The 25,185-nt window shown below is 52.4% G+C and carries 23 protein-coding genes; 16 read left to right on the top strand and 7 right to left on the bottom strand.

Annotation, left to right across the window (positions count from 1 at the left end; all coding sequences use genetic code 11):
- Nucleotides 1-274: 274 nt before the first annotated feature.
- The 5 genes from BN348_RS05440 (at nucleotide 275) to BN348_RS05420 (ending at nucleotide 9,641) form a co-directional block, all read left to right on the top strand.
- The gene (locus BN348_RS05440) at nucleotides 275-2,410 is read left to right on the top strand and encodes a hybrid sensor histidine kinase/response regulator (protein WP_052446745.1); all 2,136 of its coding nucleotides are present in this window, start codon (nucleotides 275-277) and stop codon (nucleotides 2,408-2,410) included.
- The gene (locus tag BN348_RS05435; RefSeq protein ID WP_040196758.1) at nucleotides 2,407-3,735 is read left to right on the top strand and encodes an ABC transporter substrate-binding protein; all 1,329 of its coding nucleotides are present in this window, start codon (nucleotides 2,407-2,409) and stop codon (nucleotides 3,733-3,735) included. Before BN348_RS05440 ends, BN348_RS05435 begins: the two co-directional genes overlap by 4 nt.
- 41 nt (nucleotides 3,736-3,776) lie before the next feature.
- Nucleotides 3,777-5,252: a GntR family transcriptional regulator gene (locus BN348_RS05430; RefSeq protein ID WP_040196756.1), complete on the top strand. Its 1,476-nt coding sequence runs from the start codon at nucleotides 3,777-3,779 to the stop codon at nucleotides 5,250-5,252.
- A 118-nt stretch (nucleotides 5,253-5,370) separates the two neighbouring features.
- Complete coding sequence (locus BN348_RS05425) at nucleotides 5,371-6,921, top strand: sensor domain-containing diguanylate cyclase (RefSeq protein WP_052446744.1); 1,551 nt, start codon at nucleotides 5,371-5,373, stop codon at nucleotides 6,919-6,921.
- 83 nt (nucleotides 6,922-7,004) lie between these two features.
- Nucleotides 7,005-9,641 (top strand): putative bifunctional diguanylate cyclase/phosphodiesterase, encoded by a 2,637-nt coding sequence (locus BN348_RS05420; RefSeq protein WP_242844308.1) that lies wholly within the window; start codon nucleotides 7,005-7,007, stop codon nucleotides 9,639-9,641.
- Between the two features lie 1,072 nt (nucleotides 9,642-10,713).
- On the opposite strand, the gene BN348_RS05410 is transcribed toward BN348_RS05420, so the two are convergent.
- From BN348_RS05410 to BN348_RS05400, 3 genes are all read right to left on the bottom strand, one after another.
- Nucleotides 10,714-11,358, bottom strand: coding sequence for a hypothetical protein (locus BN348_RS05410; RefSeq protein ID WP_040196754.1), 645 nt, complete (start codon nucleotides 11,356-11,358; stop codon nucleotides 10,714-10,716).
- Nucleotides 11,355-11,738 (bottom strand): hypothetical protein, encoded by a 384-nt coding sequence (locus tag BN348_RS05405; protein WP_040196752.1) that lies wholly within the window; start codon nucleotides 11,736-11,738, stop codon nucleotides 11,355-11,357. Before BN348_RS05405 ends, BN348_RS05410 begins: the two co-directional genes overlap by 4 nt.
- Before the next feature lie 348 nt (nucleotides 11,739-12,086).
- Complete coding sequence (locus tag BN348_RS05400) at nucleotides 12,087-12,593, bottom strand: LytR/AlgR family response regulator transcription factor (protein ID WP_040196750.1); 507 nt, start codon at nucleotides 12,591-12,593, stop codon at nucleotides 12,087-12,089.
- 633 nt (nucleotides 12,594-13,226) lie between these two features.
- Here BN348_RS05400 and BN348_RS14045 point away from each other — a divergent pair.
- The 6 genes from BN348_RS14045 to BN348_RS13040 all read left to right on the top strand — a co-directional run bounded on the left by BN348_RS14045 (nucleotide 13,227) and on the right by BN348_RS13040 (nucleotide 17,452).
- On the top strand, nucleotides 13,227-13,559 hold the full coding sequence (locus tag BN348_RS14045; protein WP_052446743.1) for an ion channel: 333 nt from the start codon (nucleotides 13,227-13,229) through the stop codon (nucleotides 13,557-13,559).
- A gap of 174 nt (nucleotides 13,560-13,733) precedes the next feature.
- A complete protein-coding gene (locus BN348_RS05390) occupies nucleotides 13,734-15,527 on the top strand; it encodes a bifunctional metallophosphatase/5'-nucleotidase (RefSeq protein WP_040196748.1) in 1,794 nt (597 codons plus the stop codon).
- Nucleotides 15,528-15,640: 113 nt separating this feature from the next.
- On the top strand, nucleotides 15,641-15,901 hold the full coding sequence (locus BN348_RS13055; protein WP_052446742.1) for a PH domain-containing protein: 261 nt from the start codon (nucleotides 15,641-15,643) through the stop codon (nucleotides 15,899-15,901).
- Nucleotides 15,902-15,903: 2 nt separating this feature from the next.
- Complete coding sequence (locus BN348_RS13050; protein ID WP_156136422.1) at nucleotides 15,904-16,146, top strand: hypothetical protein; 243 nt, start codon at nucleotides 15,904-15,906, stop codon at nucleotides 16,144-16,146.
- Nucleotides 16,147-16,537: 391 nt separating this feature from the next.
- Complete coding sequence (locus BN348_RS13045) at nucleotides 16,538-16,852, top strand: hypothetical protein (RefSeq protein ID WP_052446740.1); 315 nt, start codon at nucleotides 16,538-16,540, stop codon at nucleotides 16,850-16,852.
- Nucleotides 16,853-16,882: 30 nt separating this feature from the next.
- A complete protein-coding gene (locus BN348_RS13040; RefSeq protein ID WP_052446739.1) occupies nucleotides 16,883-17,452 on the top strand; it encodes a hypothetical protein in 570 nt (189 codons plus the stop codon).
- 326 nt (nucleotides 17,453-17,778) lie between these two features.
- Here the strand turns inward: BN348_RS13040 and BN348_RS05380 are convergent, their stop codons facing one another.
- From BN348_RS05380 to BN348_RS05365, 4 genes are all read right to left on the bottom strand, one after another.
- Nucleotides 17,779-18,297, bottom strand: coding sequence for a hypothetical protein (locus BN348_RS05380; protein ID WP_156136421.1), 519 nt, complete (start codon nucleotides 18,295-18,297; stop codon nucleotides 17,779-17,781).
- A 350-nt stretch (nucleotides 18,298-18,647) separates the two neighbouring features.
- A complete protein-coding gene (locus BN348_RS05375; RefSeq protein WP_040196747.1) occupies nucleotides 18,648-18,956 on the bottom strand; it encodes a winged helix-turn-helix domain-containing protein in 309 nt (102 codons plus the stop codon).
- 131 nt (nucleotides 18,957-19,087) lie between these two features.
- Nucleotides 19,088-20,314: a sensor histidine kinase gene (locus BN348_RS05370; protein ID WP_040196746.1), complete on the bottom strand. Its 1,227-nt coding sequence runs from the start codon at nucleotides 20,312-20,314 to the stop codon at nucleotides 19,088-19,090.
- On the bottom strand, nucleotides 20,311-20,985 hold the full coding sequence (locus BN348_RS05365) for a response regulator transcription factor (protein WP_040196745.1): 675 nt from the start codon (nucleotides 20,983-20,985) through the stop codon (nucleotides 20,311-20,313). Before BN348_RS05365 ends, BN348_RS05370 begins: the two co-directional genes overlap by 4 nt.
- 499 nt (nucleotides 20,986-21,484) lie before the next feature.
- On the opposite strand from BN348_RS05365, the gene BN348_RS05360 reads away from it, so the two are divergent.
- Genes BN348_RS05360 through BN348_RS05345 form a run of 5 tightly spaced genes read left to right on the top strand, consistent with a single transcriptional unit; the run spans nucleotide 21,485 to nucleotide 24,985 of the window.
- A complete protein-coding gene (locus BN348_RS05360; RefSeq protein ID WP_156136420.1) occupies nucleotides 21,485-21,694 on the top strand; it encodes a hypothetical protein in 210 nt (69 codons plus the stop codon).
- Nucleotides 21,695-21,708: 14 nt separating this feature from the next.
- Nucleotides 21,709-21,960 (top strand): hypothetical protein, encoded by a 252-nt coding sequence (locus BN348_RS13840; RefSeq protein WP_156136419.1) that lies wholly within the window; start codon nucleotides 21,709-21,711, stop codon nucleotides 21,958-21,960.
- Between the two features lie 42 nt (nucleotides 21,961-22,002).
- Complete coding sequence (locus BN348_RS05355; protein ID WP_040196742.1) at nucleotides 22,003-23,136, top strand: efflux RND transporter periplasmic adaptor subunit; 1,134 nt, start codon at nucleotides 22,003-22,005, stop codon at nucleotides 23,134-23,136.
- A 14-nt stretch (nucleotides 23,137-23,150) separates the two neighbouring features.
- The gene (locus BN348_RS05350) at nucleotides 23,151-23,828 is read left to right on the top strand and encodes an ABC transporter ATP-binding protein (RefSeq protein ID WP_040196740.1); all 678 of its coding nucleotides are present in this window, start codon (nucleotides 23,151-23,153) and stop codon (nucleotides 23,826-23,828) included.
- A complete protein-coding gene (locus tag BN348_RS05345) occupies nucleotides 23,825-24,985 on the top strand; it encodes an ABC transporter permease (protein ID WP_040196739.1) in 1,161 nt (386 codons plus the stop codon). Before BN348_RS05350 ends, BN348_RS05345 begins: the two co-directional genes overlap by 4 nt.
- Nucleotides 24,986-25,185: the final 200 nt, after the last annotated feature.

The raw sequence follows: 25,185 nt of genomic DNA, 5'->3' as shown, positions 1-25,185 counted from the left end.
GGCGTTTTTTCTTCATCCCGGCTCCCGTGCCGGCAAAGCTAACGGAGCCTAGAATAAAATCCTTCCCAATCTTGCAATACAACGCGGCTGATGATATAATTAGACTGCATAAGTACCTAGTCACATGTTTTTTGGCTGTGAGCTTTGTTTTTCATTAGTCTATATAGGTTCCCAGAAACCGTCTTCCATTTCATGGCAGTGACAGAATGATTATATCGTCCTGTGCCGGCTTTTTCCGCCATAAAAGAGAAAAACATCAGAAGGGGATGAAAAGATGCGCAAAGCTTTGAAGATAAACTGGTGCCGATGGTGGGTATGGGCGCTGATTCTGCTTATCACCTTTGGAGCCCTGGGCGGAGGCTATTGGCTGTATTATCAAAGCATCGAGCGGGCGGTTTATTCCACAACACTCTCCTTTATGGAACAAATCGCGGATCACGACCATCTCAATATCGTCAACCAAATGGACAGTAAGACGGAATATCTTAAGGTCGTTCTCGGTCGGATTGACACGGCCAGAGACAGCCGGTTCGAGGATGTGATGTACAATCTGGGCGTGGAGGCTAAGACAACTTCCTTCGATACGCTCTACCTGGTCACGGCGGACGACGAGGTGTACAACAGTTCCTATCTGAAAACCTCCCTTCAGGAAATGCCCTGGGCGGAAGAATTCGAGCGGGCAGGCGGCGGCTTCGCCATTCGGTATGATGAGGTCAGCCGGGAAAAATGGGGCGAGTTTCTTGTCTATGGCGTGCGTTTGGACACGCCGGTTTTCTGTGGGGAAAAAGAAATCAGAGGCGCGGTTGGATTGGTGCCCATTGCCGAAATTGCCGATCAAATGCGGCTGGAAAGCTTTGACGGACAGGGCATCGCGGTTGTCATGCAGAAGTCCGGGGATATCATTACGGCAAGCCAACAGTACAGCACACTGGACAACAACTTTTTGACGCCATTGGAGCACGCCAGGTTTAAAAACGGAGACTCCCTGGAATCCTGCCGGCAGGCGGTGGAACAGGGTGAGAGCCTGTTCGTGGAATACAGCTTGGACGGAAGCTCCTACTACGCCCTGTTCCAGTCGCCGGACCACCACGCGGACAACGAGTGGTATCTGGTGGTGCGGGTCTCCACGCAGGTAACGGCGGACCAGGTAAGGACGCTGATCTCCCGTTCCCTTCCGTTTTTCTTTGTGCTGGGCGTTTTGATTTTGCTTATCGCCTATTTTATCTATCACACCATGAACGCGGCAAAGATTGCGCGAGCCTCCGAACAGGCCAAATCGACATTTTTGGCCAATATGAGCCATGAGATCCGTACGCCTCTCAACGGCATCGTAGGGCTGCAATATCTCATGCGCCAGAATTTGGACGACCCCGGCAAGCTGGAGGCATATTTAAAAAAAGCGGAGGTATCCGCGTCGTTTCTGCAAAGCGTCATCACCGACGTTCTGGATATGTCCAAGATCGAGAGCGGGCAGCTGGAGCTCTATCCCAAGGAGATGGATTTGAAGCTTCTGATTGAAGAAGTACATATCCTGCTGGAAAACCAGGCGGAGAACAAAGGTCTGCGGCTTCGTATTGGCTGCGGAGAATTGAAGGAGCCGCTTGTATGGGGGGACGCGCTGCGCGTCAAGCAGATCCTCGCGAACTTAATGGGCAACGCGGTGAAATTCACGCCCGAGGGCGGAGAGGTCTCGCTGACCGTCCGCCAGGAATTATCCGGCGGCGTGGCCAACACCGTGTTTCAGGTGGCCGATACTGGCTGCGGCATGAGCCCGGAATTTTTACAGCGCATCTGGCTGCCCTTCGAGCAGGAACGGCGCGCCGCCTCTCAAAACGGGACGGGCCTCGGCACCGCGCTGAGCAAGACCCTGGCGGAGAAGATGGGCGGCTCCATCTCGGTGGAGAGCCAGCTGGAAAAAGGAACCGTGTTCACCGTTTCTATCCCCTTCCCGGCTGCAAAGCCGCCAGGCGATGAACATACGGCGAACGATCCCCCGGATACGGACTGGACTTTGAAAGGAAAACGCATCCTGGCCGTGGAGGACAACGAGATCAACCGGATGATCGTCGTGTCCATTTTGGAGGAACAGGGATGCGAGCTGACACAGGCGCAGAACGGGCAGGAGGCTCTGGACGCTTTTGAAAGCAGCTCGCCGGTCTGGTTTGACCTGATCCTGATGGATGTCCAGATGCCGGTAATGGACGGCTATGAGGCCACGCGGCGCATTCGCGCGCTGTCCAGATCCGACGCGCGGACGGTCCCGATCATCGCCATGACCGCCAATGCTTTCAGCGAGGATATTGAAAAAGCACTGGCGGCCGGCATGGACGACGTGGCGACCAAGCCTTTGGACATCAAGCTGCTGCTCAAAAAAATGGAGATTATCAGAGATCGGGAGGAACGACTATGAAGAAAAAAAGCCTGCTCTGCGCCCTGCTTGCGGCGGCGCTCTGTCTATCTCTGGCCGGCTGCCAGACGCAGGAAACCACGGAACGGGAAAAAGTATCGCTGATCATCAAAACGCCGCCTATCGGGCTTGGAAGTATTCCCGGCATGGGCGAGGCGGAGGTCTACGATATGCTCACGGAGGCGGCGGAGCATTTTCAGGCGCAATATGACAAGTACGACGTGGAGTTTTCCATCAGCCGCTATGACTACTTGGACGAGCAGTCCCAGCTGGCCGACAAGTATGGCACCCCGGAGGCCGCCGATATCTTCTTCGCCGGTTCCTGGAACGTGCCGCTGTATGTCAAGCGAGGCTGGCTGGTTCCATTGGACGACCTGATCGACGCAGACCTGCGCGCCGATATCGACGAGTCCATCTGGCGGCAGAACTCCATCGAAGGACATGTCTACACCATGCCCTTCCACCAGCTTCAGAACACGCTGATGGTGAACCGGACCATGATGGAGCGCGCCGGCCTCAAGGACTATATCCCAGCGGGCGATTCCGTCGCCCACTGGTCCACAGAGGAATTCAACCTCATCTGCCAAAGGCTGACGGAGTCCATAACCGATGAAAACACCTTCGCGTTTATGATGTACGCCGCCAACAATCAGGGGGACAGTCACATCATGACCCTGCTGCGGGCCTACGGCTGTCCGCTGTACGACGACAGCGGAAATTTCGCGGTGAATACCCCCGAGGGCATCCGGGCCCTTGCCTGGATCAAGGAAATGGACGCGCAGAGCTTCACTCCGAAGGGAGCGGAAAACCTGGAGCTGCTGGAATGTGTCAACCTGTTTTACAACGGGCAGCTTGCTATATGCGTGGGGAATCTGACCAACCTGTGGGACGCCAGAAACAAGGGGCTGGATGTGTTTACCGCCAATTTTCCCGACCTGTCGGGCGCGGGATACTGCACCGCTTCCAGCAACGGTTTGTGCGTGTTCGACAATGGGGATGAAACCAGGATTCAGGTTGCCAAGGATTTTCTCCATTTTCTCAGTACGGATGAGGATTCAATGAAATATACCTTGGGCACGCTTCCAGTCAACGAATCTGTCATCGAGCGGTATCAGGATGAGATCTGGATGCTGAAGGCTTACGGCGATAACACTCCAAATGCGGTGGACAATATACGCGGCAGTCTCAACTGGCAGGGGGTGCGGGATGTGTTTTACCGAAGCATCAACGACCTGCTGATAGGGACAAAATCGCCGGAGGAGGCGGCCGCGGCCATCGATGAAAGCTGCAACGCCGCCTTAGAGCGGGGACGCAGAGACTTTGATTGATTCAGCGCGGCACAATTTTAGAGAAAGCGGCGGGTGCGGATATGAAAAACGACGTGATCCAATATGACCGAGCCTATTGGCAGATCAAAAACAAAATTGAATGCGGCATTCTTCCCGTAGGCTCCAAGCTGCCCGGAAGAGCGGCGCTGTGCAGGCAGCTGGGCACCTCGGAGCGGACTATACGGCGGGTGTTGAAGCTGCTGGAGCAGGACGGCTTTCTGGAGATCATGCCGCGGAAAAGCCCCAGGGTTATTTCCCCGTTTCCCTCGTTAAAGGGGCGGGCGCTGCAAAATACAAGAAAGACAAACGCCGCGCAGGTAGACGACCTGATGCGGACGGCAGACCTTCTTTGTTATCCGATCTATCTGCGCGGGCTGCGGCTCTGCGCCGGCGACGACTGGCGCACGCCGGAATGGATGCTCGGTAAGATGGACCCAAACCGTCCGGAGGAATTCTGGCGGCTCTCCAGCCGCCTGGGGCGCTTTTTCATCGCCCGCAACGAGAATGAGCTGCTTCTGCGGGCGGTGGACAGCCTGGGTTTCCAGGGAAAAGAGCCCCCGCTCGGATCGCTGGAGGACCGGACGCGGTACCGCGCCCATATCGAAACGCTGTTTCAGACAGTAAAAAGCGGCGGCGCCCCTGGGAGGGCGGAGCTGGACGCTATCTTCTCGCAATACCGGGCCATCGCGGAGCAGGCGGGAGAGGTCCAGTTTCTCCAGTTACGCTCCCCCTGCCCCATGCTGGCAGAGGCGGACGGGCTGGATCAACAGCTCTGCCTGGCGCAGGAGCGCTATTCCTCGATGTGTCTGGATCTGCTGGGCCTCATCGCCATAGGGCGCTACCAGCCTGGCGACCACCTGCCCACCCACGACCAGCTTCAAAAATACTATGGCGTCAGCCGGGATACCTCCGTCAAGGCAGTGCGGATGCTGCGGGAATGGGGCGTGGTGACGGCAGCGCCCCGGCGGGGTATTTCCGTGGAGATGGACCTGGCAGCCCTTCAAAAGATACGCATCGCCCCGGAATCCATCGCCTGCCACGTGCGGCGGTATCTGGACAGTCTGGATTTGCTGTCTCTGACGGTGGAGAGAGCCGCGGCTCACGCGGCGGCTCATGTGAAGTCCAAGGACGTCCAGCGGCTCCGAGAGACTATGCTGGGGCAGCTGGAACAGCCCTATGAGCATCAGCTGATCCCCCGTACCCTGCTGGATTTTATCACAGAGCACATTCAGTATGACGCGCTGCGGTCAATTTATGGAGTATTGGCCAGGAACTTCAGTATCGGCAGAAGCATTCCGAAGCTGGTGAGCAGGGACAAAAATCCACAGAATCGTGAACTATACCGGCAATGCGCCGAAGCCGCCGATATTTTACTTGGCGGCGACGCCGGCCTGTTTGCCGAAAGAACAGCGGATATATTTGAGCGGGTCCGTCATCTCGTAGTCTCGGAATGCAAAAGGCTGGGCTACTGGGAGGCCGCCATGCAGGTGTATGACGGGGCGTCGCTCTGGCAATAAAGCCGTCCAGCATTAAAACAACGCATCAACCAGCTGAAAGCGGTATCCGCAGCCTGCGTGGGCTGACCAGCCAGCGTTAAAACAGCGCATCAACCAATTGAAAGGAAGGCCGATTATCATGATGAAAAGGAACCAAAAAAAGAACGGCCAATGGGATATTTCCTTTGTCCCCATCACCCGCTACAGCATCGTATTCTGCGTGCTGGTCCTGCTTGTCGTTTTCCTGGGCGGCGGCGTTCTCTCGGTGAGCCGGATGCGGTCGGACACGGAGGCGTCGCTGGCCGCGAGCCACGCGCGGATCTCCCAGCGGGTCGACGGGACGGTCGACCTGCTGGAATCCTTAGCGAGCCTTCCGGAGTTCTATGCCCCCGGGATTCCACCCATTGACAAGGTGAAAAAACTGGATCAAATGAGCCCCTTTTTCGGATATATGATGATCTGCTATGTGGATTCCGACATTTTCGTCTATTCCGACGGCTCCGAACCTGCCAGCCTTGCCAGCCGGGACTATATGCAGCGGCTCTTTTCCACTGGACAGCGTCAGGTGACGGACAGCTTTGCCGCGGGGGCCGACGGCGCAACGCTCAATTACACCGTGGCGGTTCCGCTGCTGGATGAGCGGGGCACCATCACCGGATGCCTGTTCTGCGCCATTTACTTTGACGAGACGGTGGAGATCCTAAGACAGTCGGCTGAAACCGGAGGCTCGGAGGCGACGCTGATCGGGTCCCAGGGACAGGTCATGTCCTCCACAGAAGGACTTCCTTATGGGGATTCCATCACGGACGTTTTAAAAAACAGCGTACTGTTCGGCACCACGGCGGACCGGCTGGAGGAGCAGCTTTTATCCGCCCAGCCCGGCGCCTTCTGGAATCTCAGGAACGGCAGGCTGTACTACACCGCCTATCAGCGGGTGGAGAATACGAGCTGGGATATTTTGTGTTCGGTCAATTTCTGGACTTCCTTTGAGGAGACGCTTCCTGCCCTGCTCCTGGTCGCTGGACTTACAGCACTTCTCTGTATCGGCCTTTTATGGCTTGTTCGGCGGTACATCGCCGGCCAGATGAAGGTCATCGATCTGCTGGTCCATTCGGTGGAGGAGCTGGAGAACAGGATTTACCGGGATGAACGTCCGGAGACGGCCGATTTTCAGGAAGTTCCGCGCCTGACCAGCGACGGCCTCTCCGACAGCCTTACCGGCGTGGTCACCCGTTCGGTGTTTTTAAATCAGGCGGACGCCCTGCTGAAAAAGGCCGGCCCTCAGATGACCCGGGCCCTGTGTTTTGTGGACATGGATAACCTGAAGCATCTCAACGACAGCTGCGGACACGCAGGCGGCGATATCGCGCTGAAAAGCATCGGGTACATTCTCCGGGAGTATGAGAAAAAATATGACGGTGTGGTCGGCCGGTACGGTGGGGATGAATTTGTTCTGCTGCTGACAGGCCTGGACGATGAGAAGGAGCTGCGCAGCGTTCTGGATGAGCTGGTGCTCCGGCTCCAGACGAATATTCAATCGGGAGGTCAGAGCATCCCGGTCCAGTGCAGCGTCGGCGTTTCGGTCTACAGGCCGGGTATGGAGCTTCAGCAGATGATCGCCGACGCGGACGAGGCGCTTTACTATGTGAAGCAAAATGGAAAAGGATATTATCATATTCAGCAGAAATGAGGCAGCGTATGAAAAAACGGGTTCATCGAATATTGGTATATCTTTCCGTCGTTCTGTTGGTCCTTTCCGTGAGCGTCGCTTCGGTGATTTGGATATATAGCGCTGTCGTGGGACTGCGGCAGAGGGAGGCTGAAAATATCCTGTTCTACTACAGGGAAAAGATCATCCTGCAGATGCGGGGAACCGTCAATGAAGCCACGGCCCTGGCTCAGACTGCTCACGCGATGAAATCCCTGGAGCCGGATGCGGCGGCATGGTTTGAAGCCGCGGCCGCGCCTCTGATGGAACGGCCCGAGGTCCGTATGGTCGGCCTGTTTGAGGGAGACGTCTTAACGGCAATGCTGCCGCGGAGCAAGTATGAGAAGCTGACGGGACAGGAGCTGCGGAATTTTTCTTATATCTATACGATGTCCAAGGTCGTCAAGGAGCTTGTGGTGGAGGGGCCTGTCGTACTGCAGAACGACCCCGAAGGGCAGGAGGTGTTCCTGTTTTTACAGCCCATCATCGAGGAAGACGCGTACCTGGGGCAAGTGGCGGTGGCGCTGGAACGGGATTATGTGCTCAAGCAGCTCGGGCTAAACGCTCTGTCAGATCAGGGGTATGATTATGAGCTCTGGCGGGTGGAGCCGCAAAACGGGAGCAAGGAAATTGTAGCCGGTTCCCGTACGGACGCAGATTTTTCCCATGCGCAGAAAACGGTGTTCAACCTGCCCACTCAGTGGACGCTCAGCATTCAGCCCACGGCCGGATGGCTCAGCGGTGAGCAGCGGCTGGGGCTGATCCTGCTGTGCGTCCTGCTCCAGGCGCTGCTGCTGTCGCTTGTCGGTCTGCTGTACAGAAGCATCCGGCAGAAACGCGCGCTGCGGGAAGCAGACCGCGTGGATCAGGCCACCGGCCTTTACAATCGGAAAGGATTTACGGCCGCGCTGGACGGCTGGCTTCAGGATGGAGTCTCCCCTGTTACGCTGTTCTACTTCTCCATCGAGGGGTACGCCCAAGCCGCCCGGCTGATCGGACCGGACGAGGAGAAGCGCTATCTGCAAAGCGTCCCGGACAGGATGAGCGAGTACATTCACAGTCTCTTTCTCGCCGGCAGGCTGGATGAGGGAAGCTATATCGTCGCGCTGCGGGAAGAAATGGACGAACAGAAGCACGACGACTTTGCCAAGGGGCTGTCCCTGGAACTCCTGCTGCAGGTGCGGATTGACGGAGAAAAGAGCTTTCTGATGCCGCGGTATCAATATATCCGCTGTGAGCCGGGCAAAAGCCGGGCGGCGGAACAGATTTCCAGCCTAATCCGCGCATATTACGACCGCGTATCGGGAGAGTCCCCCATCCGCACGCTGACAGAGAAATGCCGGCAACTGATCGAGGGAAAGAGCGACGTTGTCTTTGACGAGTACACCGACCTTGAAATGATGGAGCTGTCCAAGACCTTCAACCGCTATCGCAGGCAGGTGGAACAGCTGGCCTATTCCGACCCGATATTCGCGGTGGGCAACCGTCTGAAGTTCCTTCGGGATACGAATATGCTGATCTCCTATGACAAAAAGAGGCGTTTCAGTCTCTATTGCGTGGATATCTGCTCGTTCAGCCAGTACAACGAGCTGTTCAGCGCCGACATCGGAGACGAGATTCTGCATGAAGTTCTGCGCCGGCTTTCGCGTCCCTTCGGCTCGTACCTGTACCGCATCAACGGCGACGTGTTTTTGGGCGTCTCCCTCTCCGGCGAGGGCGCGGTATCCTTTGCCGACCGGCTGAAAAGCCTGTTTGCCGAGCCGGTCGTGGTGGGGAATCTCTCATTCCCGCTGCAGGTACGCGTCGCGGCCTGCGCGTATCCGGAGCACGGCGAAACGCCAAGCGCCCTTCTGGATCATATCCAGTCCGTCCTGCGCTTTGCCAAGGAAGCCGATCAGACGGTTACCATTTATAATGATCAGCTTGACGAGATGATCCGGACGGAGGCCGATATCCTGCACCGGTTGAAGAAGGCCGTCCGTCAGGAGACGCTGGAGGTCTGGTACCAGCCCATTATGCGGCTGGCGGACAATCGGTACAGCGCCGCCGAGGCGCTGGTGCGGCTGAGCGATGGAAAGGGCGGATACTTTTCCGCCGGCCAGGTCATTTCTTTGGCTGAGCGCAACGGTATTGTGGAGGAGCTGGGCGATTATGTGCTCCGGAAGGCGTGCCAGTTTATGCACGATTGCGGCGGCGCGCTGGAATTGAAACGAATCGGCATCAATCTCTCCGTGCAGCAGCTTTTGGTGGGAAACAGCGCCGATCATCTGCTGAAGCTGATCCATTCCGCCGGTATTGATCCGCGGCTCGTCACGCTTGAGATCACGGAGAGCATTCTGATCCAGTCCATCGACCAGGCGGCGCAGGCTCTGGAAAAACTGAGACGGGCCGGCGTCCATATTGCGCTGGATGATTTCGGCGTGGGTTACTCAAGTCTCAACTATCTGTCCAATCTTCCTGTGGATATCATAAAGATCGACCGCTCACTGACCCGGCAGATCCTGACCAGCCCCAAGCAATACGCACTGTTGAAATCCATTGTGGAAATGGCCTCCATCAATGAGCTTTCGGTTGTGGCGGAAGGCGTGGAGACGCGGGCGGAGCAGCAGGCGATCGCCAACTCCGGCGTACACTACATCCAGGGGTACTACTATGCCCGGCCCATGCCCGAGGAGGAGCTGCGCCGCTTTCTCGGCCATTGACAGAATGTCCGGCACATCCCGCTTTCATATCGCGGAATCATCATGGGACCAGAGGACGGCGTGCCTTCGATGCCATTCGTCCGGATCACGCGGCCGTCACAGGAATACGGCCTCGTCCCAACCGGCGGGATATCTGCGGCACAGCGCGGCGGCCGCAGATTGCGCCGCGTTTGTCATTCCAGCAAATATATCTCTCTTTTCGCGTCCGCTCCCCGGCACAGCGAACGAATGGGCGGCACAGGGCATTTTCGTATGCCCTGTGCCGCCCATTATCATCCATGCGGGAAAGGAAACCACCTGTTCCGTCACCTGCACCAGATTTATCATCTCCGCCCATACGGGAAGAAAATCCGCAGCGGCCAGCTCTGCGAAACTGGAAGACGGCGGCTATGCGGGAAGAAACCGGATTACAACCCGTTCCGCCGTTAAAGCATTTGAATACCCATGCGGCCAGCGTCATCGGTGCTGTATGAAAGCTTCCTGGTGTCCATACGCGCTCATGTGAAAGGAAACGCGGCTGGCGCTCAGCCTACAACGCTTAGAACTATGGCCCGAGCAGCAAAAGGCCGCATACAGCGGCGATTTTCACAGCAAGCTCTGTGTGCTTTGGCTGATCTTTGGAACAGTTTCCTGCTTCACCGCATCCTCAGTACCGGATGTTTGCGGGACCTCCCTCGTCTCAAACAGGCCGGTTTGATGTACGGAAAAGGAAAGCGTGTCGTCTGCCTATGCATAGAAGGCTTCTGCTAACGTCTCACCCGCATCATCCTCAATCTGAGATACCGCTCCAAGGTGCTTTGGTTGGTAGCGCATGGTAATTGACATCTCCGAAACAGGATTCAGATGCTCTCCATCCAAGGTGATTTCCGGAGAAAATGAACACGGTGAGAGGAAACGAATCTCCACACTGAGCAGGGAATTTTCCGAAAGATCTTCAAACGCCTCGGCATCCCAGGAAGCTGGACGCGGACGCCGTACTTTTCAAAGGTAAAAAACCGCTCCCCGTCGTCTCTTTCATTGCCTGCAGCCGCCTGCCTGACCAGGCGGAACGGTCCTGTGTTTCCTCTTCTCCCTAAGGTATCCCGCGCCGCGCGCCGTCCTGGACTGCGCTGGCGGGGATCTCCTCCTGTCCGGATTCCCCTTTCGGCTGCTTGACCGGCTGCGAAGCTGCAAAGGAGCCGCCGGGCTGCGAAGCGTCCGGAATCACCTGTTCATCCCGGTCGCCGTCGTGCAGAGTCGAGGTACATCCCTCCCCTGTCACGGCGAATTCCACCCAATTGGATGTTTCCCCACGGTAACGCACACGATAGTCATAGGTATTGCCGGGTCTCCACTGGCGGCTGGCCAAAAGGAACATTTGGTTGTTCCGCAAAACAAAGCAAATGTTGTCTGGACTATCGGCCGCCACACTGTTCCACACCCCTCCATTGACCGCGTATTCCAGAAAAAAGTTTTCCGGGTCGTTCACCTCATAGAGCCATTCAAAGAAGTAGGAGCCGTCCGAGCAGAGGGAGAAATAGGAGAGGTCGATTTTTTGGGGATCCATAACATAGTAAGGGTAAGAATATGCCTGCAGGCCTTCCTCGATACCAATCCCTTCGGGAGGAGAAATCTGTCTTAAAAGCTGCTTCCATCCGGTCTTCTCCGTTTGGAAGGTGTCAAGGTCATATTCAACCGAGCAAAAAACAGTATCCTCTGAAGCGTTAACTCCGATCATCGTTTGAAAATCCTGTATGCCTGGTAAGACTCCAAAACGCGGGCGGAACTCCCCTGAGGAATCAGGAGGCCGTAGGCTTCTCCGGTTTGCAGCTGAACAATGCTGTCGGCCGTCTGCCCACCCGGTTCGTAAACAAACACGGGGAGGGAGAGCGCGGCCACCGCGGACGAGACGGTGTAGCCATCCGGCGGTATCAGCCGGCCGGGGACAGTTTTTCTACCCGATGTCGAGGTGTCCGCCTGTTCCGGGAACCAGACAACTCTGCACCAAGTTCCCCCGTTTTCGGTCAGGCCGATGACCTTTTCGGGCAGGGAAAGTCTCCTGCGTCTGCCCGGTGAACCGTGTTCCAACGGGAAAGATACGCAGATTTGAGCCGGCATAGAGGTCCACCGCTATGATTTTGTTTGACGCCGCCGCAACCGTCTGTACCGATGCCGCGGCGTACGATGGGATACACAACAGACAGGCAGGGCTGAGAAGCATCAGCACTGTGCGTCTGAACAGATCTTTCATTTCATCATCAGCCTTTCCTGGCCGGACTGCTCAAACAAATAGGATTGATAGGCTCGCTGCACCGCCTTGCGGTCGGCGTGCCTTACCGGGATGGGGACGAACGAGCCGTCGGTCATATAGAAGCCATCCTGTTCCAGCCGGTCCGCTTCCTTGAAATTGACCAGGTAGCTTCTGCTGCTCCGGAAAAACGGAAGCCCCCAAGCATTGTTTCGATTTCATCCAAGCTGGTTCGAGTCTGAAGCTCCCCAAAGCGGGGATGAAAAATACATTGATGCCCAAACACCTCTACCCATAGAATCGAGTGCAGCCGGAGACGCTCGATTTGTTTGCTGCATTTGATCTCGATATAACGGGACAAGTCCGCGAAGCGGGAGCAGCAGCGCCTGTTCCGTTTCTTTCCAGGCGACCGGCTTGACCAGATATTCCATCGCCTTGAGCCGGTAGCCGTCGAGCGCGTGGTCCAGGCTGTTGGTAACAAAAATAATTTCACAGCCGCTGCCCGCCTTACGCAGCGCGTCGGCGGCTTCCACTCCGGAAGGTCCGTTCATATAGATGTCGAGCAGCAGATCATACGTTTTTTTCCTGTACTGCAGCAACATCTGCCTCGCTTCGGAAAAGCATTCGATCTCCGCTTGGAGCAGATTCTCCGTGATAAAACGGCTGACAAAACCGTTCATCCTTTTCAGATCCGCAGCGTCGTCGCCGCAAACTGCGATACGCATTCCACCACTCCCTTTGATTCTACAACGTTACTCTCATTTTAACGCATCCCCACGCCATTTGAAAATACATTTAGGACCCCAAAGCAACATTTATGACAAATGAATTGCACGTTTGAGAAAAAGGCGTTACAATATGAAAAGAAACCCGGGAATGGAAGGGAGGTATGGGGAATTGAGAATTTTGGTTTGCACAACGCTGCCACAGGAATATCAATTGATGAAGCTGGCGACGGAGCAGTTCGAACGGCAGCACTCCGCCTGAGACTGACCCGCTGCTCAAACCGGGATGACTTTTACCGCTGCAGACGGAAATACAGTTTGATATCCTGTTTGTCTGCCTGAACGGGGTGATTGGACAGGAGCTCTGCATCCAGGCGAAAAAAATCCGGCCTGACGGGAAAATCGTTTGAGTGAGCGATGATCCCAATTTCGCAGTCGCAGCATATCGCATACAGGTTTGCAGCTTTTTGCTGCGGCCCGTTTCCACCTCGCAGCTCTGCGACGCTCTATCACGCTGTTTCTTCTCCGACACTGTCAGCAGCCCGCTTGCACCCAAAACGTCTCAGCCACCGGTGTGGTGTGTCAAACATACTTTTCTCCCAGGATAAAGAAGAAAAGGAAGCAGAGAATGGAATGAAACGGATACGACTGTTTTGGAAAATTTTAAGGACGACCCATGCGGACGCCTTTTTGTATGGATTTTTTGCCTATTTCGGCGTCACGGTGGTTCTGATGCGGGTTGTCGAACCGCATATCCGCACAATCGGCGATAGAATCTGGTACTGTTATGTGTCCTGCGCCACAATCGGTTTTGGAGATTATACCACCGTCACCACGCTGGGACGGATTCTCACCATTTTACTGAGTGTGTACGCAATCTTCATCATTGCGCTCATTCCAGGGGGTCTGGTCAGTTACCAAGCTGCGGTCTCAGGAGAGCGTCGCCGCTTTTCTGGATCAGCTTGAATACCTCGACAAGTTTTCCGGAAAGGAGTCTAAAGCGCTTTCCCGCAAAATTAAGCGGTTCCGCTGCAAAGAGGAATCCCATTTGAACCAGAAGAAATGACAGGGAAATGGATGACGCGGTCACTCCCCGAAAGAGGGATTTTAGAAAAAATAAAAAGAAAGAAGGCTAAAACTATGTTTAATAAAACATGCGCAATGGTTTTAAGCTGCTGTGTAGCCTGTACTGCGCTGCTGGCCGGGCAACCCGCCTTGGCGCAGGGAGTCGGAGAGCCGGAAAACATCGTGACAATCGACATTGTCCACACCAACGACATTCACGGGCGCTCCGCCTATCAGCAGGACGCTGTGGTGGGATTTGACAAGCTTAAAACCTACATCGACCAGCAGGCGCCCGATTTTGTGCTCGACGCAGGCGATCTGTTTCACGGCCAGGCGTTCGCGACGCTCGAGCGGGGGCAGAGCATCGCCGAGCTGGTCGCGGCGGTGGGATATGACGCGATGACGCCGGGAAACCACGACTGGAACTACGGAAAAGAACGGCTCAAAGAGCTGGGAAGCCTTGCAAACCTTTCGATTTTAGCGGGAAATGTGACAAGCGGCGGAAAGCCCTTTTTTGATGGGGACGGCAGCCTGATCAAGGAGGTGGACGGTGTCCGGGTTGGCGTGTTCGGTGTGTTCGACCCTCAGATTCAAAACGATACCGCGCCCGGCAATATCCAGGACCTTACCTTTCTCGACGACGCGGCCTATGCCGCCCAAACGGCCGCCGCGCTGCGGGAGCAGGGCTGTGAAGTCGTGATTGCCCTGTCCCATCAACTCTACTGCGACGAATTCATCGCGCAGACTACAGGCATCGATGTGCTGATTGCCGGGCATGAACACGCCACGGTGGACACGCTCTATCCAGACGCCGACGGACGGCAGGTAACCGTGGTGGAGACCGGAAAATACTTTGAAAACGCGGGGAATCTTTCGATCACCTACGACACCGAACAGAACAGCGTCGCCGCTGTCTGGGAGACGCTGCTCACCGCCGGGGACGCCAAAGCGCTGGAATCGGATCCCGCTGTCGCCGGCCTGCTGCAGACAATCGGCGAGCGGCAGAGTGAGCGGCTCACCCAGGCCGTCGGGCCGACCGGCCAGGATTTGGAGGGCAGATGGGAGAACCTGCGCATTGGGGAAACCAATCTCGGCCGGGTGGTTACCCAGGCGTATCTCGACGAGACGGGCGCGGACATCGCGTTTGAAAACGCGGGCGGCATCCGGCTCGGACGGGTGCTTCCAGCGGGCAGCATCACCTATCAGGACGTACTCGACATCGCCCCGTTCGGCAACTACATTGTCACCAAGCAGATCACTGGAGAAGCGGTTCTGTCCATCCTGGAACAATCCATTGAAGTCGGACTGCAGAACAAGCGTTCCTACGACGAGTGGGTGCGCACCGGTTCCGACCAGGTGCGCTGGCCGGACAACAGCGGAAGCTATCTCCAGTTTGGCGGCATCACGGCGGTGTATGATCCCGATAAACCGCAGGGGCAACGGGTGCAGAGCGTACAGGTCGGTTCCGAAGCGCTCGATCCGGACAGGCTTTATACCATTGCGACGAACAATTTTGTCGCGCTCGGCGGGGACTATTCCGCACTTGCCAAAACGCCGGAGCGCAACCAGTATGCGGCCTGCGACGAAGTGCTGACCCGGTTCATCCAGCGCGGACAACAGGCGGTGGACAGCGCCGCCAAAAAGGCCAATTTAAGCGAGAAAATGCAGGTTGCCGACGAGTCTGAGGAAAACCCAGGCAATCAGGAAAAGCCGAACGAGCAGAGAAAACCCGATGCTTCGGCAGGAGCTCCCGGCAGCAACAGGAAGCCCTCCCCGCAGACCGGCGATCCTTTCGATTCCGCAAGTGCCTGCCTGATCCTGCTGGGATCCGCCGTACTCGCTATCTGCTGCAGAAAGGGTTCTCAATAAAAAACTGCAAGTGATTTCGCCTGGCTCTTCAAAAATGATATGAGAACGGAGGAATCTTATGATCAAAAGAATAGTTTTCTGTGCGCTCTTCCTGCTGCTGGTTGCGGCAACCCTTGTCGGGTGCACAGACCAGGTACAAAGCGCTGGTTCCTAAACCAATCGCACAAAACAACGTCGTCCCGAACCCCTACATGGCGGCCAATGAATCGATTGTCCACAACGACGCCTACAGCTCGGATGTGAGCGGCGGCGTTGTCCCGCTGGGCTGCTTCGTTCCCAGCCAAGACGACACCCAGCCGTACTCCATTCAGATCTCCTATTCCTTTGTGGACCAGCTCGGCAACATCGTCGTGCCGACCACCACGGCCATGTGATGATGCTCAAAACCAAGGATCAAAACGGCCAGCTCCTGCCACGCTTTGAAAAGGTGCTGGATGTGGATGTGCTGTCGCCTGCGCTCGAGCGGCTCGGCGAGGACATCGACCGCAATCTGCTGAGCATCGTGTTCGACTATCGGGGGAATCTGTGGTTGTCGCCTGCGGTTTTCGGATTTATCCGGATCGCAGCGGTTCCGGATTTTTGGGCTACCTTTCCCGCTCCTATATCGACGCGGTTTTGAATGGGGAAAACCCGGACGTCTCGCAGGAACTCCACTATCTCAAGCTGGAGAAGGGAGAGGGCGCGGAAAACGGAATCTCCTCGAATCCGACTGGAACAGCGGTGCTGACCAATCAGGCCTGCTACATGCTTCGCGTTTCAGACGACGATGTGGAAACGCTGTGGCCCCCTATCCAAGCAACGGGGCGAACGACGCGCAGGAGGGCATGGAGATTACCGGCGGCGGTCTTGCATGGGGGCAGCGGAACCACGCCGACCCTGACAAACGATCTGGTCTGTTTCACTGACAATCTCGATCCGGTCAATCTGATCGCGCCCTGTCATCTCAAACAGGCGAAATCGTTGCGCAAATCCCGGTTCTCGACGACCTGCCCGAAGGGACGCAGGTTGCGGTGGAAAACTCCATCCTCGTCTATTCCGGAGATGCCCAACGAACATCCATCCTCATCTGCAACTGGTTCGGCGCGGGAAGCCCTGAGCTCTCGAAACCCGGGGCGGATTCGAGCATTCAGAAGTTTTTCAACATCTACAGCGAGGACTGGATCAACCTGGGGAACAGGATGCTGATGCCTGGCGCGGAGCGGGTGGACATTGTCAAAACCGAGGACGGATACATAGCGCAGACCGTGTGGGAGTGCAAGGACCTGCGGGACACCTCGATGATCAAGCTGCCCACCCCCACCGGATATCTGTACGGCTATGTGTAGAATCTGGACACGGGAATGTGGTGTTACCAGATGTTTGACTTCGATACCGGCGAAACGGTGCTGGAGGTTCCGGTATCCACCCTTCCCGCTTACAACAACATGGCGGTCGGTATGGTCATTGACGCCAGGGGCAATTCCCTTTATTGCCCGACGAATCATTTGGAGCTGCGGCGGCTGCAGGACCGGTTCGTCTATCTGCCGGACTCCCCTTATGCCAAGGTCGACCTCGACCGAACCGGACGGGAACTCCTGCAAACGGATGAATTCCGTGAACGTACTGGGACGCAGCTGTCCCCTGTCGGCTATCTGTCATCCAAGGAGACAAAGGAGACGACAGTGGCATTCCGAATGAACGGCCTGAGCGGCAGCCCGGAAAAGCTGACACTTTTTGCAGAGTCTACGGACGGCAAACTGACGAAGGTGGACTCCGCGCTTTGGGCGCTGACCGGCTCTGATGGGGCAACGCTTGCCGCAAACGGGAAGCTGTCCGAACAGAACCTTTACGAAATCCGCATTCAAGTGACCGATCAATCCAGCTTCGATCTGGATGCTGCGGAGAAGCAGCTCAAGCTCGCAGTGATTTTTGGTCAGGAGGAGTGAGCTCATTTCGGAGCACGCGTTTCAATGAGGGCTGCGTGCTGCTCGCAGAACAAGGCTATCATTGGATACAGTCAATACCACTAGTTGGACTGGTGGTATGCACCAGCCCTGGAGAGGCATCATACCGGTCTCTTAAAAGGTACTGGATAACCGTCATTTACATCACTCGCACTGCAACTGCTAAAGCAGTTATATCTCTATAGCTTCTCACTTGAGCAAAATGATCGTTGTCATCTATCCTGATAGCTAAAGCTTTTTATTCTCTCCGCAGAGCCGGTGGTTTTTTCGCTAAAGCTATAAAACAAAAAAGTCAGCAACCTGATTGGTTACTGACTTTCTTTTGGTGGAGGGCAGGACTTCAAATCCGAACCAAAAGCAGCAGAGACATCCGCCAGTTTCACCGTCCGCGTTCCGTTTTTGTAATGATAGATGAAAACCAGTCGGTCGTCAAATACATAGATGCCTGTTGAGAAAGATATCAGTAATCTACCGCTGGTATTCTTGTTGTCCGGATCCCCATATTTAGATCTGCCGATCCATTCGATAACGTCCTCTCGGTTATATTCTGGACGTTCCAGCTCCGCCTGCAAAATGCTGGTCTTTAATTCCTCCCGCAGTTTTTCCAGTTCTTCCAGCTTCTCTTTTGTACTGCTGGTGAGAATTCCTTGCTGAATGGCATTGAGCATACTTTCAATCCCCCGGTTCGTATCTGCAAGCTGCTTGCGCAGCGGCGGGAGAGTGTTATCCTCTGTATTCTGCAGTTTCACCAACTTGTCCGTAATTTGGGCAATCAGTTCATCCTGAAAGACCCGCCACAGGGTGTATCGTACAGCAATGCGTTCCATCCAGTCTTTCTTTACCGCCTTTTGTGGCAGTTCAATCTTCTTTTGGCTCCGCTGCATTTATAGCAGCGGTGGATAATTCCTGTGTGGGATTTACCACTTTTGCCGATCATCATCCGCCATTCTGAAAATTTGCGGGAGTAGAGGGAGCAGGCTATCACGTGGATAGCCTGCTCCCTCTAAATATTAAATTTGAATTGCTTGGATAGCCAGATGGATCGCCAGCAAGCTTTATGGTTGTTTCCATACTTCCAAACAATATCCGATTTTACGAACACTGCGTCTATTGCATTTCGCATTTTTTCAAAATTCAGTTTTCTCCGCAGGCTTTGCAAATGATGGCCGACAACTCCCTATCCTGTAGCATAGTTTGATTCTTTCCAGATGCATTTATAGATTTGTGTAAAACTGAAGACCTGATTCGCATTTTGTAAAAGATACAGCAACATGTCATACTCTTTGCGGGTGAGGATAATTTCTGAGACTTTAGAATACACGCGACGTTGAGCCGGATAAACAGTCAAGCCGGGAGCAACAGAAATTTTAGCGCCTTCTGCTGTTACAGTTTCAATAGTGGCATCCCGTGACAACAGTAAGGAAAGAATGTAGTTGTATAAAAAACCATCTGGATCATCTAGCTTTAAAATGATGATTTTACTCATTCTTTCACCTTATAGCATACTTCATGCAAAATCATTCCAATCGTATAGCGTATACAAGTGGAATTGTATCGCAGAATGCACAAATGTCTTCTACTGAAATCTGGTAAAGGGGTAAACGATACTTACGCTGTTTACAAACTCACCTGGAATCGAATCATATCGTCGCCTAGAGAAAACGCCCGGATTTCACCACCGTGATGTTTTTCTGCTATGGCTTTGGCGATAGAAAGGCCTATGCCGAAACCACCGCCGTACGTTCTGGCTTTATCCGCACGATAAAATCGGTCGAACAGCCGATCAAGTTCCATGCTGCCTGCGACTGTGTAAGAATTATCGACCAAGATGGTCGGATATTTCCCCCCACGAAGAGTTACTCTTATTACGCCGCCTGGGTCACAGTACTTTACGGCATTATCCATCAGGATAGAAATAAGCTGGCGTATGGCCGCTTCATTTCCATGATAGTTAATATCGTCAGGAATATCTGTCAGAAGCTCTTTGTGCTGAGTATTTATATGTTGTGTAAATGCAGATACGGTATCCAACACAGCTTCGCTGAGTGAAAAAGGTTCTTTGGAGAGTTTCGTATTATCTTCATCCATTCGAGCGAGAGACACAAGACGATTCACTAATCCTGTCATTATTTTAGCCTCTTCCCGAATATCGGTAAGCCATTCATTTGCCCCGATTTCCGCTTCCATAATGTCAAGATTGGTACGAATCAACGTCAGAGGTGTTTTAAGCTCATGATTTGCGTCGGTGATAAATTGTTTTTGTTTTTCATAGCTCTCAGCCACAGGCTTAACGGCCTTTCGGGAAATGAGAATAACCAAAATAATAATCACAATGCTGCTTGCGGCGAAAACCAATGAGGCGGCAAGCATAAACTGTTGGTTACTTTGTTTGGTGTTCAACCCGTTTATAAACACGACAGCCTGTCCTGCCGCTGTATCATATCGCTTATAGCGGAAATCACCCACCCAGCCGCGCTCTTTTGGATGCTCCAACGCCTTTTCAGCATAGACAATTGCCTCGTCCTGTGACACGCTGGCAATCGCTTGAACATCCACAGATAAAACGTTTCCGTTGCGATCAAAACGCACGGTGAAAAAACGAGTCGTAAAAGGGGATTCTATATTTAATCCATTAGGTATGGGCGGAGGGTTGGGGGCATTGCTGAATTCATTCCACTCAGGAAAAGTACCATCATTGGAGGATACAATATCGGCAAGCATATCAAGAGACTGGTTAGTTTGCACAGTTGTGACTAAAAAGATGGATATAAACAACACAACAAAAACCGCTATAAATGAAAGAATACAGATTCTTATAAATTTTTTCCGCAGCTTATAGATCATTGTATTTCCTCCAACTTATATCCTGCTCCCCGAATAAATCGAATTTCGACTTTTGCTTTTATGGACACAAGCTTTTTTCGGATATTGGAAATATGTACCCAAATCACACTGACATCCACATCGCTCTCCCATCCCCAAACATGGGATATAAAATCATCAATCGGAATAACGAAATTCGGGCGTTCCATAAGCATTTCCATAATTTGATACTCCCGACCGCTCAAAGCTATTTTCTCGTTTTCAAATTGGAGCTCATAGGTAGAACGGTTTAGAGTGAGTCCTCTGAATTTGCATAGGTCCGGTGCATAATTGTCACGTCTTCGCAGCATTGCTCTGACACGCGCAAGCAGTTCCGGTGTAGAAAACGGTTTTGGCAGATAGTCATCCGCTCCGGCGTCAAGGCCCTCTACTCGCTGATAAATTTCTGTTTTAGCTGTTAAAAACAAAGCGGGGGTAGAAACTCCGTTCTCTCGCAGACGTTTTAATACGTCTATTCCGTCCAGTCCAGGCATCATAATATCAAAAATCAATCCGTCATATTCTTCGCTTTCCGCATAGGTGAGCGCATCTATACCGTTGGAAACGGCATCTACCATATATTGATTCGATTCAAAAATGTGTTTTAAAGATTTTAATAATCGTGTATCATCCTCTGCAATCAGTAAACGCATAATATGTAATCTCCTTGCATAAAGTGGTTTTTATTTTATCAACACTGCCTTAACATGGGCTAAAGACAGCATTTTGTTTTCTTCGCTTTTTTATTATAGCACTCTTTTGTAATTTTGACGATTCCTCAGCCGAGAAGGGACATCTTTACAAAGTTCACCTGGAATTCATAGCTTCTTTAGGGCATATTTAGTGCGGACAGCTATCATTCAAATGGCAACCGCATAGCCGCTGCCTGCTGCCATTCTTTAAGTCAGCAGGTCAAATGCTTATTTGTCGCATAGAACGACAGGAAGCAAAAATTTTTTTTCAAGTGGCCTTTTTGATATACAGAGCTACAATTCAAATCAATGGGGGCGAATACGTGGATTATGAAACACACATAAAAATAAAAATGGAAATGCAAAAACGTTTGAAAACATGGTCAATACACACTTAAAAAAGTTTGGGGCTATGGGCTTCCAGCTAATGAAAAATGTCTGCAGAGGTGCGCCATTTCTAATGAAAGCATGGAAAACCTCCATAGAGCAAATGTCGAACGCGCACACTGCGCCAAAAGAAGATTTCAGAGAAATTCTTCATAGCAATCTCCTGAAGCTGCACGTAATCGGCGCGGAAGAAAATCCTGATTTTGAATCCGTGCCTATTCCAAAGGCAGCAAAAAGTATCAGCCGTTTGTCAAAGAAATCGAATCGTTATCAGACGATTTGAAGCCGTTCTATTTAATGAACGTCTATGGAAACCTCAGCACAAATCTTCTTACACAAATTCTTGGAACGCCGGTCGAATCAGTATCAAAATCAATCGAACAGGCTATGGAAAATATTATACAGAAAAGCAGTGCTTTGCGCCGAGATAAGCGTGCAGCAAGGATTTCGCTTTCCGCAGAATTCAGAAATTCAACCGACAGTGGATTGGAAGATAGCGTCATTTCGGCCTATCTCAACACATCCCTTGTTCACGAGGCAAATCATTGATTTCAAAAACCTGTCAATCAGGCTAGAAAGGAACGATACACTATGGCAACAAAAACAAACAGCAGCAGGGCGAAAGCTGTGCCCCAGAAGAATCACAAAAATATAACAAAAAAACAGCACAAAAAAATAAAAATCATCGTAATTTCAGCAGTTGTTCTTGCTGTGGTCATTCTTGGTGTGATTTTTATTCCGAAACTTCTTGACAGCAAGGCAGCACAAACCCCTAGCGTTACTACATATCATGTTGAAGCGATCACTACCGGTAATGTAGACACTACGATCAGTGGAAGTGGAACACTAACGCCAATTTCTCAGGAAACGCTTGTTACAGCAAAAGCCGTTACGGTTACCGCTGTAAATTATGAGGTGGGCGACAAAGTGGATAAAGACGCGGTTATTGCAACTACAGAAGACGAAAATGGCAATAAAACCAATATCACGGCTCCATATGACTGCGTTTTGATTGAGCTGCCTATCGCTAACGGGGATGAATTGACAGCAAACAGTCAAATTGCAATGATCATGGGCATTGACGGTTTTACCATGGGGATTGCCGTGGACGAGCTCGATATTTCCACTGTTAAAGTAGGACAAGAGGTGGACTTTACGGTCGATGCCGTTGACGGCGATTGTATCGGAAAGGTTACCGCTGTTTCCTACAACGGAAGTTCCAGCGGCGGCACAACAGCTTATCAGATCACAGCGACTGTGGACTATGTGGAGGGTGTATATCCCGGTATGAGTGCTTCGGCTGAAATTGTCATTGAGTCCAGCGGCGAAGGCTTACTGGTTCCCGTTGACGCTGTTCGCACATCCGGTGATGATAATTATGTTTATCTCGCGCCAAGCGGCACTGCAAAGGGAACAGAATATGCCGAGAATGAACTGGATATTTCCGATCTCACAAAGGTCACGGTTGAAACCGGAATGAGTGACGGCAGTTATATCCTGATTGAAAGCGACGAGCTTGCCGATGGTGATTTGATTGTAATTACAAAGATTACTTCTACACAAACCGGTTCGGACACCGAAAACCAAGGCGGTTTCGGCGGTATGGGCGGATTCCCGGGAGGCGATGGAATGGAATTCGGTGATTTTGATTTTGAAAATTTTGATCCCAACAATATGCCGCCCAATGGAGGAAACGGTTTTCCCGGCGGTTTTGGCGGCAATTAACGGAGGGATCGATTATGATAAAGCTAAAACACATTTATAAATCCTATTCGCTGGGCGACGAACAGGTCGATGTCCTTCACGACATCAATCTCCATGTGAAGCCGAAAGAATTTGTATCCATTCTCGGACCATCCGGCAGTGGAAAATCAACGCTGATGAACATTATCGGCTGCCTTGATATTCCAGATTCCGGCGATTACATCCTTGACGGCGAGTACGTGGACAGTTGTACGGAAAACAAGCTTTCCGAAATCAGAGGCAAAAAAATCGGATTTATTTTTCAGCAGTTCAACCTTTTGCCTGAGCTTACTGCATACGAAAATGTGGAAATGCCGCTTTTGTATCACAAGCTCTCTCCGTCTGAGCGAAGGGAGAGAGTGGAAAGGACACTCGCGCAAGTAGGGCTTGCCGACCGCATGAAGCATAAGCCAACACAGCTTTCGGGCGGTCAGCAGCAGAGGGTTGCCATCGCCCGTGTGCTGGCAGCAGAACCATCTATTATTCTGGCGGACGAGCCTACTGGTAATCTTGACTCCTCTTCCGGCGCTGAAATTATGGGGATTATTAAGGATTTGCACAAAGCGGGAAATACCATTGTTTTGATTACTCATGATAACAGTGTTGCCGAGCACGCACAGCGCAAGGTGTATGTTTATGACGGCATACTAACAGAAAGGAAGGCAAGAAAATGACGCTGAAAATTATCAAGCTATCCCTCAGAGCAATCTACAACAATAAAATGCGCTCCTTTCTTACCATGCTCGGTATCATTATCGGCGTTATGGCCGTTGTCATTCTTGTTTCTATTACACAAAATGCAACCAGCGGTATCACAGACAGCATCGCCAGCATGGGCTCGGATCAAATCACTGCTTCGATTACGGGAGAAGATGTATCCGTCAGCCGTGACAGTATTGAGACACTGAACAGTTATGGGGCAATTGATAAAACAGCATCGGTGATTACAACAAATCAAACTGTAAAGCATAACAGCGAGACCGGCTCTTATTCCATTGTGGGAGTTACGAATGACTATTTCGATGTACAGAACGTGTCCGTTCAAAGCGGTCGTCTGATTGTCAACTCTGATATTGAATGGACAACGAATGTCGCTGTCATTGGTACGGAAACTGCAACCGATTTGTTTGGCACTTGGGATGCCGTGGGTGGTACCATCACCATCGGAGAAAGGAATTATAAAGTCGTTGGTGTGCTTGAAGAACAAGGCAGCAGTCTTGTAGGCTCGGATGACAGCAAAATTTTGATTCCATACACGACAGCCGAGCGCATTACAGGTCAAAGATCAGTATCTACCTTTTACATAAAAGCCTCAGGCTCCGTTTCGGTAAACACGGCAATCAATATGGTAAAATCTTTTCTATTACAAACAACCCGGGATGAGGACAGTTTTTCAGTAAACAATCAGTCAGATGTTCTTGACACGATGGACGATGTCACAAACACGATGTCCCTTTTGCTGGCAGGAATTGCAGCAATTTCTCTATTGGTAGGCGGTATCGGGATTATGAATATTATGCTTGTATCCGTAACCGAGAGAACGAGAGAAATCGGTGTCCGTAAAGCTGTGGGAGCAAAAAGACAGCATATTATGCTGCAATTTCTCTGCGAGTCGTGCATCCTTTCTGTTCTTGGCGGATTGATAGGATTAGTTTTATCTGCTGCTGTTGTCAGTATATATAACACCGTTGCCGGAAGCAGCGCAGCAATCAATTGGAGCATCGGTATGGCGGCTATCGCTTTTTGTGCGGTGATTGGTGTATTATTCGGCAGTTATCCAGCTGCAAAGGCGTCACGCCTCCAGCCGATTGATGCGTTGCATACTTCGTAAATCGGCGCATGAATATATAAATGTAAAAGAGACAGGAGGAATCTATAATGATAGTCCACCTGTCTCTTTTTATCAGTTCTTGATTTCTTCTATATAGACATAATAATCCGAACCCGTCGCCAATTGGCACAAGGTTCGGATTTATTTGCTGTGGTGGAGACGAAGAGGATCGAACTCTCGACCTTACGGATGCGAACCGT

The organism is Candidatus Soleaferrea massiliensis AP7 (genome assembly GCF_000820765.1).
Taxonomy (GTDB): Bacteria; Bacillota; Clostridia; order Oscillospirales; family Ruminococcaceae; genus Soleaferrea; species Soleaferrea massiliensis.
Note: the sequence above shows the minus strand (reverse complement) of the source record. Positions and strands in the feature narration are given on the sequence as shown.